The organism is Nonomuraea sp. NPDC047897 (assembly GCF_043204415.1).
Classification (GTDB): domain Bacteria; phylum Actinomycetota; class Actinomycetes; order Streptosporangiales; family Streptosporangiaceae; genus Nonomuraea.
The window spans coordinates 53,865-70,776 of record NZ_JBIDCC010000016.1 but is presented as its reverse complement, the minus strand read 5'-3'; the positions used below and the strand labels follow the sequence as shown (position 1 = coordinate 70,776).

Sequence of the window (16,912 nt, the reverse complement as noted above, 5' to 3'; positions counted from 1 at the left end):
GGAAGCTTTGTCTTTGGTGGCGCCGGCTGGGGGGGTAGAATCGGTTTTGGTGTTGGGGGGATAATTATGCCGAGGGGGGGTCGCGCGGCGATGAGGAAGCGCCGCGCGACCCGTCCCCTGGCTCTCCCGACCTCCGCCTTCTCTGAGCCTCACCGGCGAGAATGTCAGTCGGTGTTCCTAAGCTGCGGGCATGTCGTCCGCTCAGCCGTCTCCTGAAGAGCTGGCCCGCCTGGTCAGCCGGGCGCACTCCATCACCGAGGTGCTGTCGCTGCTGGGAGTGAAGAATACCGGTGGTCGCCGCGCGAGCATCAGGCGGGCGGTGGACCAGTTGGGCATCGACACAGCTCATTTCCGACGGCTGCCCGCCCTCACCTACACCACGGAAATGCTCACCGCGGCGGTCGCCGCGTCGACCAGTGTCGGCGGCGTTCTCGATTATCTCGGCATCACGCGCAGCGGTGGCGCGCATTCACACATCAGCAGGCGCATAAAGGCCGCCGGCATCAGCACAGCCCACTTCTCGCACACCTCGGGCGCTCGGCGGCATTTCTCCGCCGCCGCTCTTGACCGCAAGGTGCTGGCCGAGGCGGCGCACGGGGCCAGGAGTATGCGAGAGATTCTCCGACGCCTCGGGCTGCCCGAGCGGGACAAGGTCCGTGATGAGGTTCGCACTCTGCTGCGCGCCCATGGCCTCGATGAGCCCGCTCGTTTTCGGCGGCTCAGCCTCGACGACGAAGCGGTGCGTACGGCGGCCCAGGCCTCCAGGTCGGTCGCGGAGATGATGCGCCACCTCGGCCTGGAGCCCGGCGAAACCAACCGGCGCCGCGTCCTGCGCCACATCAGGCGCCTCGGCGTGGACACCGCCCATTTCCGTCGCAGGTTGACGGATGCGGGGTCGGGAGGGGCGCGCCGGGATCCGGCGGCGATCCTGGTACGGCGTCCTGAGGGCGCAGGTCGTACGCGAGGTTCGGCCCTTCGCCGCGCGCTCCGGCACATCGGTGTCCCCGCCGCCTGCGCCGGTTGCGGCGTCGGCGAAACATGGCAGGGTGCGCCTTTGACCTTGGAGGTCGACCACATCAATGGCGACCCCTGGACAACCGCCCGGACAACCTGCGGTTGCTGTGTCCCAACTGTCATTCGCAGACATCGACATTCGCGGGAAGAAACAGGGGCTCACTGGGGCGGTAAATGTGCGGGCGGGGGGACTCGAACCCCCACAGTGTCTCCACCAACAGGACCTAAACCTGCCGCGTATGCCATTTCGCCACGCCCGCGAAGCCCTGCCATGGCGGGCTACAGAGCAGTTTAGCGTCCCGGGAGTGGCGCGGAAGCCTGTGTGTCGTGGCCGCGTCACCGAATGCGGGCCCCGGAGAATCGGGGGCCCGCGGGTGGGTCAGGTGAGGCCGAGCTTCTTCTTCAGGGAGGCCACGTGGCCGGTGGCCTTCACGTTGTAGAGAGCCTGCTCGATCTTGCCGTCGGCGTCGATGACGAAGGTGGAGCGGATGACGCCCACGACCTCCTTGCCGTAGAGCTTCTTGGTGCCGTGGGCGCCGTACGCCTTGTGGACGTCGAGGCCGGGGTCCGACAGGAGCGGGAACGTCAGGGCGTCGCGTTCGGTGAATTTAAGCAGCTTGTCCGTCTTATCCTTTGACACGCCGAGAACGACGAAACCCTCGGCCGTCAACTGGTTCAGGTTGTCCCGGAAGTCGCACGCCTGCTTGGTGCACCCTGGGGTCATCGCGGCGGGGTAGAAGTAGAGGATCACCCGCTTGCCGCGGAAGGCACCGAGGGAGACGGTCTTTCCGTCGGCGGCGGGTAGCGTGAACTCGGGCGCGGCGTCGCCGGGCGCGAGCTTGGTTTCGGTCATGAGGCCCTCCAGAGTTCTTCCAGCAAAACCTACCGGCCCGCCCCCTGTGCCGTACGGCGTGCCGACCTGTCAGACTGATCACGGCCGGAGCGGGTGTGCCCGTCCCGATCGCGGGGACGAGGACGACCATGAGCGTGGTCGAGAGGAGAGCCATGGCTGACACCGATCCCGACGAGCTGGAGCGGCGGATCGCGCAGACGCGGGCCGAGTTGGCGCAGACGGTCGACGCCATCGCCGACCGGGTGAGCCCCAAGCGGGTGGCCGAGCGTACGGTGGCCGACGTGCGGACCAGGGCGGGCCACTTTGTGGCGTCCGTTGGCGACGCGCTGGGCGTCACGCCACGACCGCTCCCGGCGGCGGGCGACGGGGCCGACGCCGAGCGGCTGTGGGAGGAGGAGCCGCCCAACCTGGCTCCGGTGCTGATCGGCCTGGGCGCGGTCCTGGTGGTGACCGCAGCCGTCGCGCTGCTGCGCCGCCGCGGCCGCCGCCGTTGAGCCGGGTCGCCGTTGAGCGGCGTCGCTGTTGAGCCGGGTCGCCGTTGAGCGGCGTCGCTGTTGAGCCGGGCCGCCGTTGTGGCGCGGCGCCGCGCTGCGGCCCAGTGGCGGGCGTGGGCCGGACGTGCGCCGCGGGCGCGGCTCAGAGGAAGGTCTTGCCCTCGCCGCGGTAGGTGGGGGCCGACCCCACGAGCGTGTCGTCCTCGACGAGGTGGAGCGTGGCGAACCGCTCGCACAGCTCCCCGGCCTTGGCGTGCCTGAACCACACCCGGTCGCCCACCCGCAGGTCGTAGGCCGCCTCCCCGAGCAGGGGGGTCTGCACCTCCCCGGCCCCCTCGTCGGGTGCGTAGCGCAGTCCGGCCGGCAGGTACGGCTGTGGCAGGCGGACCGGGTCGGCGGGCCCTGAGGCGACGTAGCCGCCGCCGAGCACCGTGACCGTGCCCGGTGCCGGCCGCCGGACCACCGGCAGGGCGAACAGGGCGGCCGGCCGGCCGGTGAAGCCGCTGTAGAAGTCGAACAGGCGGGGATGGAAGAACCCGGACCCGGCGGCCACCTCGGTGATGGCCTTCTCCCGCACGGTGCGCTCCACCGAGCCGGTGCCGCCGCCGTTGACGAATTCGAGGTCGCAGAGCCTGCTGACGGCGTTCACGACGCGGCCGCGGCGCAGGATGAGGTCGCGGGCGGAGCGGGCCTGCATGATCCTGATGGCCCGGGTGAGGACGGCGTGGCCGGGCGGCGCGTCGCCGACGCCGGCGATCTGCGCCTCGTACGCGAGCAGCCCCACGAGCCGGAACCCGGGCCGTTTGGCGATCTCGGCGGCGAGGTCGGCGGCCTGTTCGGGCTCGCGGACGGGTGAGCGGAGCGCGCCCGCCCGGAACTTCCCGCCGAGGGTCACGTATCCGGCGTCGACGTCGAGGCAGACGCGGATCTCCGGACGGGGCCGGACAGCGGCCAGCACGTGGTCGAGATGGTCGAGGTGCTCGGTGGAGTCCACGGTCAGCGTGATCTCCCCGACCGCTCGCCGGTCGGCCGCGAGGGCCGTGATCGCGTGCCAGTCCGCCGTCGGGTAGGCCACCAGCACGTCGGTGAACCCTTCGGCGGCCAGCCAGAGCGCCTCCGGCAGCGTGAACGCCATCAGCCCGCGGAAGCCGTCCATGGCCAGGATCCGTTCGAGTACCGGCCGGGAGCGGATGGACTTGGTGGCCACCCGGATCGGCTTGCCCGCCGCCCGCCGGACGAGATCGGCGGCGTTGGCGCGCATGGCGTCGAGGTCGAGGATCGCGAAGGGCGGGTCGAGTGCCGCTGTGGCGCGGTCGTAGCGCGGGCGGTCGTCCATATCAGCAGGGTAACCGCATATGCGACAAATGAACATGAGGGCGATTCATGTTGTCCGGGGCGACTCGTAATGATCCTGCAAACCGGCGGCGAGGGCGGGGCCGCCGGCCGCCTCGTCCCTGTACCTCTGATCGGTGTGATGACCACGCTCCAGCAGCTACTCCCCGGCTCCGGCGTCGCCGCGCAGGAGAGCCCGCTCCGCCGGTCCACCCGCGCGCTGCGACCGGCTCGCACGCCCGCCGGCGCCGTGGTCGCGTTCACGCTGACCGTCGTGCTCGCGGGGACCGCGGCCGAGGTGGTGTCGGCGTTGCTGGGCAGCCCGCTGGGCTGGCTGCCGGTGGACCACGCGCTGGAGCTGGCGGGCCGCCACACGTGGAGCGAGCTGCCGTTCGCCGCGCTGTGGGTGGCGGGCGCGGGGCTGACGATGGTCGGGCTGGCGGTCGTGCCGGGCCGCTGCCGGCTGGTGCCGGTCGAGACGTCCGACCCGCTGATCGTCATCGGCATCACCCGCGCCGGGCTGCGCCGCACCCTGCGCGCCGTCGCGGAGGAGGTCGAGGGCGTGGACCGGGCACGGGTACGGCTGCGCAGGCGCACCATCGAGGTAGCCGTGGTGACCGGGGCGGAGAGCACCGGCGCGATGCTCAGACAGGTCGGCAACGCCGTGGGCGACCGTCTGGCCGGGGTGGGCACGCTCGCCGCCGGCGAGGTCGTGGTGCGCCTGCGCAGGAAGGGGCGGTGATGCGGCGCGAGACCGGCGAACGGACACGGGGCGGCGAGCGGCGGAGGGGGCGGTGATGCGGCAGTACGCGGGCAACCGCATCGGTCTGGCGATCGTGGGAGCGCTGCTGCTCCTCGCCGGGGCCTACATGTGGCTGCGCGGCAGGGGCAAGCTGCCGGGGCTGCCGCCACGGGCCAAGGTGCTGCCCGCCCGTACGGCCGAGGCGATCGCCGACCAGCCGTGGGCGCTGTGGGCGGCGGCGCTCGGGATGGTGCTGCTGGCCCTGGTGACGCTCCGGTGGCTGCTCATCTGCCTGGGCTGGGGCCGGCGCGGCTTCCGGTCGGGCACCGGGACGGCCATGCTGTGCGTCGGTCTCAAGGACGTGGAGGGGCTCAGCCGGGCCGGGGTGCGCGTGGTGGGCGACGGGGTCCGGCTGCGCATCGGCGTCACCTGCCCGCCGTCGGCCGACGTAGGCGCGATGGCGGGCAAGCTGGACCGCGACATCGTGGGCCGCATCCGCCGGGAGGTCTGCGACGACGAGATCGGCACGATCGTCCGTCTGCACGTCCGCCGCCAGTCGGCCCGCCAGGCAGCCCGCCAGGCGGCCCGGCAGTCATCGGGTTAGCATTCGATGACGTTGACGGCGAGGCCGCCGCGTGAGGTCTCCTTGTACTTGTCGAGCATGTCGCGGCCGGTGTCGCGCATGGTCTTGATGGCCTTGTCCAGGGACACGAAGTGGCGGCCGTCGCCGCGCAGCGCGATGCGGGCCGCGGTGATCGCCTTGATGGAGGCCACCGCGTTGCGCTCGATGCACGGGATCTGCACCAGCCCGCCGACCGGGTCGCAGGTCAACCCCAGATTGTGCTCGATGCCGATCTCCGCGGCGTTCTCCACCTGCTCCGCGGTGCCGCCCAGCACCTCGGTCAACCCGGCAGCGGCCATCGAACACGCCGAACCGACCTCACCCTGACAACCCACCTCGGCCCCGGAGATCGACGCGTTCTCCTTGAACAGCACCCCGATCGCCGCCGCCGTCAGCATGAAGCGGATCACGCCCTCGTCGTCGGCCCCCGGCACGAACCGCGCGTAGTACGTCAGCACCGCCGGGATGATCCCCGCCGCGCCGTTCGTCGGGGCGGTGACGATCCGCCCCCCGGCCGCGTTCTCCTCGTTGACCGCCAGGGCGAACAGCGACACCCAGTCCATCGCCTGCAAAGGGTCCTTGTCGGAGGTCTCGCTCTGCAACCGGCGATGCAACTGGTTGGCCCGCCGCCGCACCTTCAGCCCACCCGGCAGCACACCCTCCTTGGCGATGCCCCGCCGCACGCACTCGGACATCACCCGCCACAGGGTGAGGATCCCGGCGCGGATCTCGGCCTCGCTACGGCCGAACGCCTTCTCGTTCTCCAGCATCAGGCCGGAGATCGACAAGCCCGTGGCCGAACACTGCTTGAGCAGCTCCTCGGCCGTCGTGAACGGATACGGCAGCACGGTGTCGTCAGGCTTGATGCGGTCGGCCCCGGTGGCGTTCTCGTCCACCACGAAGCCGCCGCCGACGGAGTAGTAGACCTTCTCCCGCACCACCGTGCCGTCGCCGGAACGGGCGGTGAAGCGCATGCCGTTGGGGTGACCGGGCAGCGAGATCTTCCGCTCGAAGACCAGGTCCTGGCCGACGACGAACGGGATCTCCCGCAGCCCGAACAACAGCAGCGTGCCGGAGGCGCGCATCCCGGCCAGCCGCTCCTCGACGCCGTCCACGTCCACGAGTTCGGGCTTGTCGCCCGACAGGCCCAGCAGGACGGCCTTGTCGCTGCCGTGCCCCTTGCCGGTCAACCCCAGCGACCCGTACAGGATCGCCTCCACCCGCGCCACCCGCTCCAGCAGGCCGTCCTCGTGCAGGCCACGCGCGAACCGGTGCGCCGCGGCCATCGGCCCGCCCGTGTGCGAGCTGGACGGCCCAATCCCGATCTTGAAAAGGTCGAAGACGCTGATCGCCATTGATGTGCGCCTTTCAGCTGGGCCGGGGCCCGGCAGGGCCCCGGCGGTCGGATCAGGACTCGCCTGAGGTGAGCGCCTTGTACTCCTCGGCCGACAGCAGGTCCTCGGGGTCGCCCTCCACCCGCACGCGGAACATCCAGCCCTCGCCGTACGGGTCGTTGTTGACCAGCGACGGGTCGTCCACGACGGCCTGGTTGACCTCGACGATCTCGCCGCCGACCGGGGCGTAGATCTCGCTCACCGACTTGGTGGACTCCACCTCGCCGACCGAGTCGCCGGCCTCAACGGTCGTGCCCGCCTCGGGAAGCTGCACGTAGACCACGTCACCCAGGGCTTCGGCGGCGTAGGCGGTGACGCCCACGGTCACGTTGACGGACTCGTCGAGCCCGGCCACCCACTCGTGTTCCTTGGTGTAGCTCAGCTCGTCGGGGATGTTGCTCACTTGTTCCTCCTGTAGAAGGGCAGCTCAACGAGGTCCACTGGTTCCTGGCTGCCCCGGATGTCCACGGTCAGGCCTGCATCGGCCCCGGTGTCGACGTAGGCCATCGCGATGGGCCTGCCCAGGGTCTGGGAGGGGGCCCCGCTGGTGACCTCGCCGACGACGGCGCCGTCCTTGGTGACCGGATGCCCGTGACGGGGCACCCGGCGGCCCTGCGCGACCAGGCCGGCCAGCCGGCGCCGCGGCGGCACGTCCTTGACCGCCTCCAGCGCCGCCCTGCCGACGAAGTCGCCGGGCTTGTCGAATTTCACCACCCTGCCCAGCCCCGCGTCGAACGGGGTCAGGTCGGCGTTCAGCTCGTTGCCGTACAGCGGCATGCCCGCCTCCAGCCGGAGCGTGTCGCGGCTGGACAGGCCGGCGGGGATCAGCCCGGCCGGCTCGCCGGCCGCGGTCAGGGCGTGCCAGAGCGGCACCGCGTCCTGGACGGCGACGAACAGCTCGAACCCGTCCTCGCCGGTGTAGCCGGTGCGCGCGATGAGCGCCTGCCGCCCGTCGACGACGCCGGGCAGGCCGGCGTAGTACTTCAGCCCGGCCAGGTCGGCGTCGGTGAGCGTGGCGAGGATCTCCTGGGCGCGCGGACCCTGCACCGCGATCAGCGCGTACTGCTCGGACCTGTCGTCCACCACCGCGTCGTAGGCCCCGGCGCGGTCCGTCAGCTCACGGGCGACCAACTCGTAGTTGGAGGCGTTGGCCACGACCATGAACTCCTCGTCGCCCAGCCGGTAGACGATGAGGTCGTCGAGCACGCCGCCGGCCTCGTTGACGATCATGGTGTAGCGGGCGCGGCCGACGGCCAGCGCCGACAGGTGACCCACCAGGGCGTAGTCGAGCGCCTCGGCCGCCTGCGGCCCGGTCACGAAGATCTCGCCCATGTGCGAGAGGTCGAACAGGCCGGCGGCCTCGCGCACGGCGTTGTGCTCGGCGGACTCGCTGCCGTAGCGCAGCGGCATGAGCCAGCCGGCGAAGTCGGTCAGCTTGGCGCCGAGACTTTCGTGGACGTCTCGCAGCGGTGTGGGTCGTGACATGAAGCGCACCTCTGGGCAGGGTCGGATGCCAGCATCCTCCCCCTCTGTCATGGATGCCTGAGAGCTTCGCCCGGGTTTTGCCGGACTTTCACCTTCGGCGAGGCCCGCCGGGCCTGCTTTCCAGAGGTCACCTAGGCCGTGCGGTCCTTTGCCTTGAGAGGTTTGCGGGGAGGGCTTGCTCCTTCAGGGGCTCTGGATGGCTGCCAGGGCGCTCTCCCGCACGGTGTCGCCGGTGATGCCGCCAGCCTAGTGCCGCGACGGGGTCGTTGTCGCGTGGGCCTCCCACCGGTGGGCGGTCAGCAGGAGGCGACCAGCGCCTCGAACAGCGCGCAGTCGGTCGCCGCCTCCGGGTGCCACTGGACGCCCACCGCGAAGTGCGGCGCGTCCAGCTCCACCGCCTCGACGGTGCCGTCCTCGGCCACGGCCGTCACGGCCAGGTCGAGGGCGATCCGGTCGATGGCCTGGTGGTGGTAGTGCGGCACCTCCACGGGCGCGTCGCCCAGCGCCTTGGCCACCCGCGAGCCGGGTGCCGGGCGGACGCCGAGGTGGCCGAAGCGGCCCGGCCCGGGTGCGTGCCCGGTGTGGCCGACCACGTCGGGCAGGTGCTGGTGCAGGGTGCCGCCGAGCGTCACGTTGAGCACCTGCAGCCCCCGGCAGATGCCGAGGTAGGGCAGTTCGGCGTCCAGCGCGGCCGACAGGAGGTCGAACTCGGCCGTGTCGCGGGGCGGCCGGATGTAGCCGGTGCTCTCGTGCTGCTCCGCGCCGTAGCGTCGCGGGTCGATGTCGCCCCCGCCCGCCACGATGAGCCCGTCCAGCCGCTCCACCAGCTCGGCCGGCCGGCCGGCGGGCGGGAGCAGCACCGGCTGTCCGCCCGCCCGCTCCACCTGCTCCACGTACGTGTACGGCAGCAGCGCGACGGTCATGTCCCACACGGTGAACCGGGCCGGCTCGACGTAGGTGGTGATCCCGATGACGGGCCGCTTCACGTTGACTCCCACGGGTGGCTCCTCCGGGTGGCTCCTACAGCGGCGTCACGTACGCGCCGGAGATCCCGCCGTCGACCAGGAACTCCGACCCGGTGATGAACGACGAGTCGTCGCTGGCCAGGAACGCCACCGCGGCGGCGATCTCCGTGGCCTCGGCGAAGCGGCCCATCGGCACGTGCACCAGGCGGCGTTGCGCGCGCTCGGGGTCCTTGGCGAACAGTTCCCGCAGCAGCGGCGTGTTGACCGGGCCGGGGCACAGGGCGTTGACCCGGATGCCCTCCCGCGCGAACTGCACGCCGAGCTCGCGGGACATGGCGAGCACGCCGCCCTTGGAGGCGGTGTAGGAGATCTGCGAGGTCGCCGACCCCATGACGGCCACGAACGACGCCGTGTTGATGATCGAGCCCTTGCCCTGCCGGCGCATGTACGGGATGGCGTGCTTGCAGCACAGGTAGACGCTCGTCAGGTTCACCTCCTGGACGCGGCGCCACGCCTCGATCCCGGTCTCCAGGATGGAGTCGTCGTCGGGCGGCGAGATGCCGGCGTTGTTGAAGGCGACGTCCACGCTGCCGTAGGAGTCGAACGCCGTCCGGTACATCCGCGCGACGTCGTCCTCGTCGGTCACGTCGGCCTTGACGTACAGGCCGCCGACCTCGGTCGCGGCCTTGGTGCCCGCCTCCTCGTCGACGTCGACGCACACCACCCGGGCGCCCTCCTCGGCGAACCTGCGTGCCGTGGCCAGCCCGATGCCGCTGCCGGCGCCGGTGATGACGGCGACGCGGTCCTGCAAACGCTGCATGTGAGTCACTCCGATGAGATGAAGACGTTCTTGGTCTCGGTGAACGCGGCCAGGGCGTCGGGGCCGAGCTCGCGGCCGAGTCCCGACTCCTTGAAGCCGCCGAACGGCGTCCAGTAGCGCACCGACGAGTGCGAGTTGACCGACAGGGCGCCGGCCTCGACCGCCCTGGCCACCCGCAGCGCCCGTCCGACGTCACGGGTCCAGATGGAGCCGCTGAGGCCGTAGCGGGTGTCGTTGGCGATCCGTACGGCCTCCTCCTCGTCGGCGAACGGCACCACGGACACGACGGGGCCGAAGATCTCCTCGGTGAAGGCGCGGTCGGTCACCTTGGAGGTCAGCACGGTGGGCGGGAACCAGTAGCCCTTGCCGGTCGGGCACGCGCCCTGCAGGTAGGGCTCGTCGTCGACGAAGCCGCGCACCCGGTCGAGGTGTTCGGCGCTGACCAGCGGCCCCATCTCGGTGCCCTCGTCGAGCGGGTCGCCGACCTTGATCCCGCGCACGGCCTGCCCGAGCCGGTCGAGGAACTCGTCGTACACGTCGGCCTGGACGAGCAGCCGGGAGCGGGCGCAGCAGTCCTGGCCCGAGTTGTCGAAGACCGCGTAGGGGGCGGTCCGCGCCGCCTTGTCGAGGTCGGAGTCGGCGAAGACGATGTTCGCCGACTTGCCGCCCAGCTCCAGGGTGATCCGCTTGACGTGGGCGGCGGCCTTGGCCGCGATCTCCTTGCCCACCTCGGTGGACCCCGTGAAGACGATCTTGGCCACGCCGGGGTGCTCGACCAGCCGGGCGCCCGCGACCTCCCCTGCTCCGGGCAGCACCTGGAGCACCCCCTCGGGGAGGCCCGCCGCCACGGCCAGCTCGGCCAGCCGCAGCGCGGTCAGCGGCGTCCACTCGGCGGGCTTGACGATGACCGTGTTGCCCGCCGCGAGCGCCGGGGCGACGCCCCAGCTCGCGATCAGCATCGGGAAGTTCCACGGGACGATGACGCCCACCACGCCGAGCGGCTCCTGGAAGGTGACGTCCACGCCGCCGGGAACCGGGATCTGCTTGCCGTGGTTGCGCTCGGGCGCTCCGGCGTAGAAGTGCAGCACGTCACGCACGCTGCCCGCCTCCCAGCGGGCGTTGCCGATCGGGTGGCCGGCGTTGGCGGTCTCCAGCCGGGCCAGTTCCTCGCCGTGCTCGCCGACCAGGTCGGCGAATCGGCGCAGCAGGCGCGCCCGGTCGCCGGGCGACACCTCGCGCCAGGCGCCGAACGCCTTCCTGGCCCGCTCCACGGCCCGGTCCACCTCGGCCGCGTCGGCCAGCTCCACGTCGGCGACGACCTCTTCGGTCGCCGGATTGATGATCTTCATACCCTTCCGTCACATTCGTTCGAAGCCGCGGAACAGCTCCCAGTCGGTCACCGCCGCGTCGAAGGCCGTCAGCTCGATGCGGGCGTTGTTGGCGTAGTGCTCCACCACCTCGTCGCCGAACGTCGCGCGGGCCAGCTTGGAGCGCTCGAACAGCTCCAGCGCGTCACGCAGCGTGTGCGGCACGGTCTCGGCTCCTGAGTCGTAGGCGTTGCCGGTGAACGCCTCCTCCAGCGTCAGCTCCTCGTCGATGCCGTGCAGGCCTGCCGCGACCAGTGCCGACACCGCCAGGTAGGGGTTGACGTCGCCGCCCGGCACCCTGTTCTCGATCCGCAGCGACGGCCCGTGGCCGACCAGGCGCAGCGAGCAGGTGCGGTTGTCCACGCCCCACTTGACCGCGGTCGGCGCGAAGCTGCCGGGGACGAAGCGCTTGTAGGAGTTGATGTTGGGGGCGTACAGGAGGGTCAGCTCGCGCATGCGGGCGAGCTGCCCGGCGATGAAGCGGGCGCCCAGCTCCGACAGCCCGTGCGGGCCGTCGCCCGCCATGACCGGCTCGCCGTCGAGGCCGCGCAGCGAGATGTGGATGTGGCAGGAGTTGCCCTCCCGCTGGTTGGGCTTGGCCATGAAGGTGATCGCCTTGCCCTCCTGGGCGGCGATCTCCTTGGCGCCGTTCTTGTAGACGACGTGGTTGTCGCAGGTCTTCAGCGCCTCGTCGTAGCGGAAGGCGATCTCGTGCTGGCCGAGGTTGCACTCGCCCTTGGCCGACTCGACGTACAGGCCGGCGCCTTCCATGTCCCGGCGGATGCGGCGCAGCAGCGGCTCGACGCGGGCCGTGCCGAGCAGGGAGTAGTCGACGTTGTAGAGGTTGGCGGGGGCCAGGTCGCGGTAGCCGCGCCTCCAGGCGTCCTCGTAGCTGTCGTCGTAGACGACGAACTCCAGCTCGGTGCCGACGCAGGCGACCATGCCGCGCTCGGCCAGCCGGCTGAGCTGGCGGCGCAGGATCTGCCGTGGGGAGGCGGCGACGTCTCCGCCGTCCACCCAGGTCAGGTCGGCCATGAGCATGGCGGTGCCCTCCTGCCACGGCACCCTGCGCAGGGTGGACAGGTCGGGCTTCATGACGAAGTCGCCGTAGCCGCGCTCCCACGACGACATGGCGTAGCCCTCGACGGTGTTCATGTCGACGTCCACGGCGAGCAGGTAGTTGCAGCCCTCGGAACCGTGGTGGAGCACCTCGTCGAGGAAGAAGCGGGCGGACAGGCGCTTGCCCTGCAGTCGGCCCTGCATGTCGCACAGTGCCAGCAGCACCGTGTCGATGCGGCCGGCCTCGATGTCGGATCTCAGGTCCTCGACTGACAGGCTCACCGGCGCCCCTTCCGCGGAAAAGTCTGGAAACAGACCATTGAAGGCATGCAAACACCGCGCGGAGGGTGCTGTCAATGCCTTCACCTCGCAGGATGCTTTTTACCTGATCGTCACGGTTGAGGGCTTGACGGGTGGACAAAGGCGGCGAAACATCACCGCATAGAACTATTGGTCCGGCCGTGGCCCATTGGAGGGGTGACGGCCTGGCCCGCGCCGGAGGTGGCGAACCGTGGTCCACAGCAAACGACACGTCCATGGGGTCGACTACGAGAAGGTGTCAGCCGACTATCTGGAGAAACGCAAGCTCCAGCAGGGCGCGGCGGGATGGGTGCTGCTCGCCGGGCTCGGCGTGGCCTACGTCATCTCGGGCGACTTCGCGGGCTGGAACTTCGGCCTCGAACAGGGCGGGTGGGGCGGCCTGCTCATCGCCACCGTCCTGATGGCGATCATGTACACCTGCATGGTGCTGGGGCTGGCGGAGATGTCCTCCAGCATCCCGGTCGCCGGGGCCGGCTACGGCTTCGCCCGCCGCGCCCTCGGCCCGCTCGGCGGGTTCGCCACCGGGGTGGCCATCCTCATCGAGTACGCCGTGGCGCCGGCCGCGATCGCCGTCTTCATCGGCGGCTACGTCGAGGCGCTGGGCCTGTTCGGGCTCACCAACGCCTGGCCGGTCTACCTCGCGGCCTACGTCATCTTCGTCGGCCTGCACCTGTGGGGCGTCGGCGAGGCGCTCAAGGTGATGTTCGTGATCACCGGCATCGCGCTCGTGGCGCTCGTCGCCTTCACGATCGGGATGATCCCCAAGTTCGACGCGGCCCGGCTGTTCGACATCGCGCCCACCGACGCCCCAGGGGCCAGCTCGTTCCTGCCGTTCGGCACCATCGGCGTCTGGGCCGCCCTCGTGTACGCCATCTGGTTCTTCCTGGCCATCGAGGGCGTGCCGCTGGCCGCGGAGGAGGCCCGCGACCCCCGGCGCGACATGCCCAAGGGCATCATCGCCGGCATGATGGTGCTGCTGGTGACGGCGACGTTCATGCTGCTGCTCGCGCCCGGCGGCGGCGGCGCGAAAGCCATCTCCAGCAGCGACAGCCCGCTGCCCGACGCGGTCAGGGCCGCCTACGGCGGCGACAACTTCCTCGCCGACTTCGTCAACTACGTCGGCCTGGCCGGGCTGATCGCCAGCTTCTTCTCCATCATCTACGCCTACTCGCGGCAGCTCTTCGCCCTCTCGCGGGCCGGCTACCTGCCCCGCTGGCTGTCCGTCACGAGCAAGCGGCGCACGCCGTACCTGGCGCTCATCGTGCCCGGTACGATCGGCTTCCTGCTCGCGGCGATCACCCAGGCGGGCGACCTGATGATCCAGATCGCGGTCTTCGGGGCGACGATCTCGTACGTGCTGATGATGCTGTCGCACATCGTGCTCCGCAGGCGCGAGCCGAACCTGGACCGGCCCTACCGCACGCCGGGCGGCGTCGTCACCACCGGCATCGCGCTGGTGCTCGCCCTGGCCGCGGTCGTCGCGGTCTTCCTGGTCGACATCGTCGCCGCGCTGTGGGTGGCCGGCATCTTCGTCGCGCACCTGGCGTACTTCTGGTTCTACAGCCGGCACCGGCTGGTCGCCAACGCCCCGGAGGAGGAGTTCGAGGCGATCGAGCGGGCCGAGCAGGAACTGGCCTGACGCCGGCGGGTTAGGGTCGGCCAGTGAACCCATCGGTGCCCTGACCCCGACCCAGAGGACGACGTGGAACAGCCAGCGCGGCAGGAGCGGCAGAAGACACGGGCGGACACGCCGCGGGGCGACGGCGATCGCCCCTCAGCGGGCCCGGGCCCGCTGACGGTGCTGCGCCCGGTGCGCGCCGGCAACGCCTTCGAGGAGACCGTCGAGCGCCTCCTCCAAGTGATCAAGCTGGGCGTCGTGGCGCCGGGCGAGAAGCTCCCGCCCGAGCGGGAGCTCGCCGTCCGGCTCGGCATCAGCCGCGTCACCCTGCGCGAGGCCATCCGCGCCCTGCAGGACGCGGGCTACCTCGACGTACGGCGGGGCCGCTACGGCGGCGCGTTCGTCACCTACACCCCGCCCGCCCCCGGCACCGGAGTGCTGCGCCAGGTGGTGACCGACATGGGCGCCGCCGACCTCAACGACGCGCTGACCTTCCGGATGGCCGTGGAGTGCGGAGCCGCCCAGGTGCTGGCCGCGACCCCGCTCACCGCGCAGCAGCGGGCGCTGTTGCGCGGCAGGCTGATGGACCTGGAGGAGGCCCGTGTCGAGGACTACCGCCGCCTCGACACGGCCTTCCACCTGTCCATCGCCGAGCTGACGGGCTCCGCGCTGCTCGCCGCGGCCTGCGCCGACGCCCGGCTGCGGGTCAGCGACCTGCTGAACGCCATTCCCATGCTGCAGGTGAACCTCGACCACGCCGCCAGCCAGCACCAGGCCATCGTGGCGGCCATCCTGGCGGGCGACCCGGAGGCGGCCCGCCGCGCGGTCGCCGAGCACCTGGAGGGCACGGCCGCCCTCCTGCGGGCCTTCCTCGGGTAGTCCCGGCCGACCCAGTGGCTCCCGTCAGGCGGTTACGGGGCCGTCCGTGGTGAAGGCGTGCGCGGTGCCGTCCGGCCAGGTCACCAGCACCCGCCCGCCGTCCGCCCGCGCCGTGGGCAGACCCGCGGCGCGGGCGCCGGTCGGACCGGCCTGCGCGCCCGCCCCGGTCGGACCGGCCTGCGCGCCCGCCCCGGTCGGGCCGGCCTGCGGGTCCCGGCCCACGAGGACGGCCACGGCGACGGCCCAGCCGTCCAGCGCGACGCCGTCCAGCACGGGCACCAGCGCCGGAGAGCCGAACGCGGTGCCGTCCGGAGCCTCGACCGCCGCCGCCGTCTCGTAGCCGTGCAGGCCGGCGAGCAGCGTCTCGGGCCCGTCCGGGGAGCGCAACGCGACGACCGGACCGGCGGGACCGGCGGGACCGGCGGCGTCGGCGGAGTCGGTGGGACCGGCGGCGTCGGCGGGCGTCGCGTGGGGGAGGGCCCAGCCGGTCTGGCGGACGCGCGAGCCGGGCGCGACCCGGTGGATCCGCACCTCGACCGGGCCGCGCAGCACGCTGACGCTCTCGGCTCCCGCGCTGCGGGAGGCCGCCCAGGCGACGTCGTCGAGCGTCCCCGCGCCCACGGGGGTGAACGGGCCGCGCGGGGCCGGCGTGCCGTCCTCGGTCACCGTGCCGAAGTGGTTGTCCGGGACGGCGCCCGCCGTGGTGGGGGCGGTGCGGGAGGAGTAGGCGTAGCGGTCGTAGAGGGGGTCGTCGGCGTACTTCTCGCTGCCGTGGTTGACCAGCGTCGCGACGCCGTCCGAGCTCCGCACCAGGAAGCCGGGGCCGGGCAGGGCGGCGGTCCCCGTCGGCCCCGGCTCCTCGGGGGCGGTCCACACGGGGTGGTCCGGCGGCAGCAGCAGTCCGAGGAACGCCTTCGCGGCCCAGTACGGCGACGCCCAGCCGGAGTAGGGCTGCAGCGCCGGCTCGTACGGGCCGTACCAGCCGAGGGTGAGCAGGCCGTCGGGCGACAGCGCCCCCCGGTCCAGGAAGTGCCGCAGGACGCCGGAGGCGATGCGCCGCGTCTGCCCCGGCGCGAGCGGCGTCGCGTCCACCAGCGCCCCGGCGAACAGCGCGGTCACCGAGGCGAACCGGTAGGTCAGGGAGCGGCCGTGGTAGAGCATGCCGCCGTCGGCGTCGAACGTCAGCGCGAACCCGGCCAGGAAGTCCCGCAACCGCTCGCCGTGCACCCCCGCCTGCCGGCCCGACAGGTGGGCGAGCAACGCCGGGTAGAGGTGCAGGGCCCAGCCGTTGTAGTGGTCGAAGGCGCGGCCGGGGCCGTCGGAGTACCAGCCGTCGCCCGCGTACCAGGGCTCGATGCGCGCCAGCCCGCGCCGCACCGCCGCCTCGGCCTCCCCGGTGTGCAGCCCGGCCGAGGCGAGGAAGCCGCCGACCGTGGCGGGGAACAGCCACCAGTTGCTGTTGGCCGGCTGGTGGCGCAGCGTGGCGGACAGGTAGTCGGCCGCCACGGCCCGCGTCCTGCCGTCCAGCCGGTCCCACAGGTGCGGACGGGTCAGCCACAGGCCCAGCGCGATCGAGGCGGCCTCCACCATGGACTGCGTGCGGTCGCCGACCGGCTGCCACACGCGGGGCCCCGCCGCGAGGCCGCGCGCGTACGGCTCCAGCGGCGCGGGGTCACCGCCGCCCGCGACACGGAAGGCGGCGAGCAGGAACGTGCGCGCGTAGCCCTCCATGCCGTCGCAGCGCGACCAGCTCTCCCGGCCGGGCAGGTTCACCTCCGCGCCGTCGGGGGAGCGGAACGGCTCGACGGCCGCGAGCAGCCCGTCGGCGACCGCCTCCCAGTGGGCACGGGTCCAGCCGGTGTGCGGGCTGAGTGAGCGGTTCTCGGGCGGCAACGGGATCATGCGGCACACACTCCAGGTCTGGAAAGCGCTTTCCGTCATTATGGC

Annotated in this window: 16 protein-coding genes, 1 tRNA gene and 1 riboswitch; of the genes, 5 read left to right on the top strand and 12 right to left on the bottom strand. The window is 71.9% G+C overall.

The window, feature by feature from the left end; all coding sequences use genetic code 11:
* Positions 1–469 precede the first annotated feature (469 nt).
* The 3 genes from ACGF0J_RS31315 to bcp all read right to left on the bottom strand — a co-directional run bounded on the left by ACGF0J_RS31315 (position 470) and on the right by bcp (position 1,867).
* Positions 470–838, bottom strand: coding sequence for a hypothetical protein (locus tag ACGF0J_RS31315; protein ID WP_393151591.1), 369 nt, complete (start codon positions 836–838; stop codon positions 470–472).
* A gap of 353 nt (positions 839–1,191) precedes the next feature.
* A tRNA-Leu gene (locus ACGF0J_RS31310) sits at positions 1,192–1,274 on the bottom strand.
* A 119-nt stretch (positions 1,275–1,393) separates the two neighbouring features.
* On the bottom strand, positions 1,394–1,867 hold the full coding sequence (gene bcp / locus ACGF0J_RS31305; protein WP_393151589.1) for a thioredoxin-dependent thiol peroxidase: 474 nt from the start codon (positions 1,865–1,867) through the stop codon (positions 1,394–1,396).
* Between the two features lie 152 nt (positions 1,868–2,019).
* Here bcp and ACGF0J_RS31300 point away from each other — a divergent pair, with 152 nt between their 5' ends.
* Positions 2,020–2,361, top strand: coding sequence for a DUF3618 domain-containing protein (locus ACGF0J_RS31300; RefSeq protein WP_393151587.1), 342 nt, complete (start codon positions 2,020–2,022; stop codon positions 2,359–2,361).
* 142 nt (positions 2,362–2,503) lie between these two features.
* Here the strand turns inward: ACGF0J_RS31300 and ACGF0J_RS31295 are convergent, their stop codons facing one another.
* Positions 2,504–3,697, bottom strand: a complete 1,194-nt coding sequence (locus ACGF0J_RS31295) for an amino acid deaminase/aldolase (protein ID WP_393151585.1) — start codon at positions 3,695–3,697, stop codon at positions 2,504–2,506.
* Positions 3,698–3,835: 138 nt separating this feature from the next.
* Here ACGF0J_RS31295 and ACGF0J_RS31290 point away from each other — a divergent pair, with 138 nt between their 5' ends.
* Both ACGF0J_RS31290 and ACGF0J_RS31285 read left to right on the top strand, forming a co-directional pair.
* Positions 3,836–4,435, top strand: a complete 600-nt coding sequence (locus tag ACGF0J_RS31290) for a DUF6286 domain-containing protein (RefSeq protein ID WP_393151583.1) — start codon at positions 3,836–3,838, stop codon at positions 4,433–4,435.
* Between the two features lie 55 nt (positions 4,436–4,490).
* A complete protein-coding gene (locus tag ACGF0J_RS31285; protein ID WP_393151581.1) occupies positions 4,491–5,039 on the top strand; it encodes a hypothetical protein in 549 nt (182 codons plus the stop codon).
* On the opposite strand, the gene ACGF0J_RS31280 is transcribed toward ACGF0J_RS31285, so the two are convergent.
* The 7 genes from ACGF0J_RS31280 to ACGF0J_RS31250 all read right to left on the bottom strand — a co-directional run bounded on the left by ACGF0J_RS31280 (position 5,036) and on the right by ACGF0J_RS31250 (position 12,429).
* Positions 5,036–6,412 carry an L-serine ammonia-lyase gene (locus tag ACGF0J_RS31280; RefSeq protein ID WP_393151579.1) on the bottom strand — a complete coding sequence of 459 codons (1,377 nt, stop codon included), beginning with the start codon at positions 6,410–6,412 and terminating at the stop codon, positions 5,036–5,038. The genes ACGF0J_RS31285 and ACGF0J_RS31280 overlap by 4 nt on opposite strands.
* A gap of 52 nt (positions 6,413–6,464) precedes the next feature.
* Entirely contained in the window at positions 6,465–6,854 is a 390-nt protein-coding gene (gene gcvH / locus ACGF0J_RS31275; RefSeq protein WP_393151577.1) for a glycine cleavage system protein GcvH, read from the bottom strand.
* On the bottom strand, positions 6,851–7,936 hold the full coding sequence (gene gcvT / locus ACGF0J_RS31270) for a glycine cleavage system aminomethyltransferase GcvT (protein WP_393151575.1): 1,086 nt from the start codon (positions 7,934–7,936) through the stop codon (positions 6,851–6,853). The genes gcvH and gcvT overlap by 4 nt, the downstream gene beginning before the upstream one ends.
* Positions 7,937–8,067: 131 nt before the next feature.
* A riboswitch (glycine riboswitch) is annotated at positions 8,068–8,165 on the bottom strand.
* Between the two features lie 67 nt (positions 8,166–8,232).
* On the bottom strand, positions 8,233–8,934 hold the full coding sequence (locus ACGF0J_RS31265) for a gamma-glutamyl-gamma-aminobutyrate hydrolase family protein (protein WP_393151573.1): 702 nt from the start codon (positions 8,932–8,934) through the stop codon (positions 8,233–8,235).
* Positions 8,935–8,956: 22 nt separating this feature from the next.
* The gene (locus tag ACGF0J_RS31260) at positions 8,957–9,721 is read right to left on the bottom strand and encodes a 3-oxoacyl-ACP reductase (protein WP_393151571.1); all 765 of its coding nucleotides are present in this window, start codon (positions 9,719–9,721) and stop codon (positions 8,957–8,959) included.
* 5 nt (positions 9,722–9,726) lie between these two features.
* A complete protein-coding gene (locus tag ACGF0J_RS31255; RefSeq protein ID WP_393151569.1) occupies positions 9,727–11,070 on the bottom strand; it encodes an aldehyde dehydrogenase family protein in 1,344 nt (447 codons plus the stop codon).
* Positions 11,071–11,079: 9 nt separating this feature from the next.
* Positions 11,080–12,429, bottom strand: a complete 1,350-nt coding sequence (locus tag ACGF0J_RS31250; RefSeq protein WP_393151567.1) for a glutamine synthetase family protein — start codon at positions 12,427–12,429, stop codon at positions 11,080–11,082.
* A gap of 229 nt (positions 12,430–12,658) precedes the next feature.
* Between ACGF0J_RS31250 and eat the strand changes: the two genes are divergently transcribed.
* Together eat and ACGF0J_RS31240 are read left to right on the top strand one after the other, a co-directional pair.
* On the top strand, positions 12,659–14,107 hold the full coding sequence (gene eat, locus ACGF0J_RS31245) for an ethanolamine permease (RefSeq protein WP_393151565.1): 1,449 nt from the start codon (positions 12,659–12,661) through the stop codon (positions 14,105–14,107).
* A gap of 153 nt (positions 14,108–14,260) precedes the next feature.
* Positions 14,261–14,965, top strand: coding sequence for a FadR/GntR family transcriptional regulator (locus ACGF0J_RS31240; RefSeq protein WP_393151742.1), 705 nt, complete (start codon positions 14,261–14,263; stop codon positions 14,963–14,965).
* Positions 14,966–14,989: 24 nt separating this feature from the next.
* On the opposite strand, the gene ACGF0J_RS31235 is transcribed toward ACGF0J_RS31240, so the two are convergent.
* Positions 14,990–16,867 (bottom strand): DUF2264 domain-containing protein, encoded by a 1,878-nt coding sequence (locus ACGF0J_RS31235; protein ID WP_393151563.1) that lies wholly within the window; start codon positions 16,865–16,867, stop codon positions 14,990–14,992.
* Between the last annotated feature and the right edge of the window lie 45 nt (positions 16,868–16,912).

Excerpts from the sequence above, each read along its gene's own strand:
- ACGF0J_RS31235 (WP_393151563.1), bottom strand. The coding sequence starts at position 16,867 with ATGATCCCGTTGCCGCCCGAGAACCGCTCACTCAGCCCGCACACCGGC.
- ACGF0J_RS31290 (WP_393151583.1), top strand. The coding sequence starts at position 3,836 with ATGACCACGCTCCAGCAGCTACTCCCCGGCTCCGGCGTCGCCGCGCAG.
- bcp (WP_393151589.1), bottom strand. The coding sequence starts at position 1,867 with ATGACCGAAACCAAGCTCGCGCCCGGCGACGCCGCGCCCGAGTTCACG.
- ACGF0J_RS31295 (WP_393151585.1), bottom strand. The coding sequence starts at position 3,697 with ATGGACGACCGCCCGCGCTACGACCGCGCCACAGCGGCACTCGACCCG.
- ACGF0J_RS31255 (WP_393151569.1), bottom strand. The coding sequence starts at position 11,070 with ATGAAGATCATCAATCCGGCGACCGAAGAGGTCGTCGCCGACGTGGAG.
- gcvT (WP_393151575.1), bottom strand. The coding sequence starts at position 7,936 with ATGTCACGACCCACACCGCTGCGAGACGTCCACGAAAGTCTCGGCGCC.
- ACGF0J_RS31300 (WP_393151587.1), top strand. The coding sequence starts at position 2,020 with ATGGCTGACACCGATCCCGACGAGCTGGAGCGGCGGATCGCGCAGACG.
- ACGF0J_RS31260 (WP_393151571.1), bottom strand. The coding sequence starts at position 9,721 with ATGCAGCGTTTGCAGGACCGCGTCGCCGTCATCACCGGCGCCGGCAGC.
- ACGF0J_RS31285 (WP_393151581.1), top strand. The coding sequence starts at position 4,491 with ATGCGGCAGTACGCGGGCAACCGCATCGGTCTGGCGATCGTGGGAGCG.
- ACGF0J_RS31280 (WP_393151579.1), bottom strand. The coding sequence starts at position 6,412 with ATGGCGATCAGCGTCTTCGACCTTTTCAAGATCGGGATTGGGCCGTCC.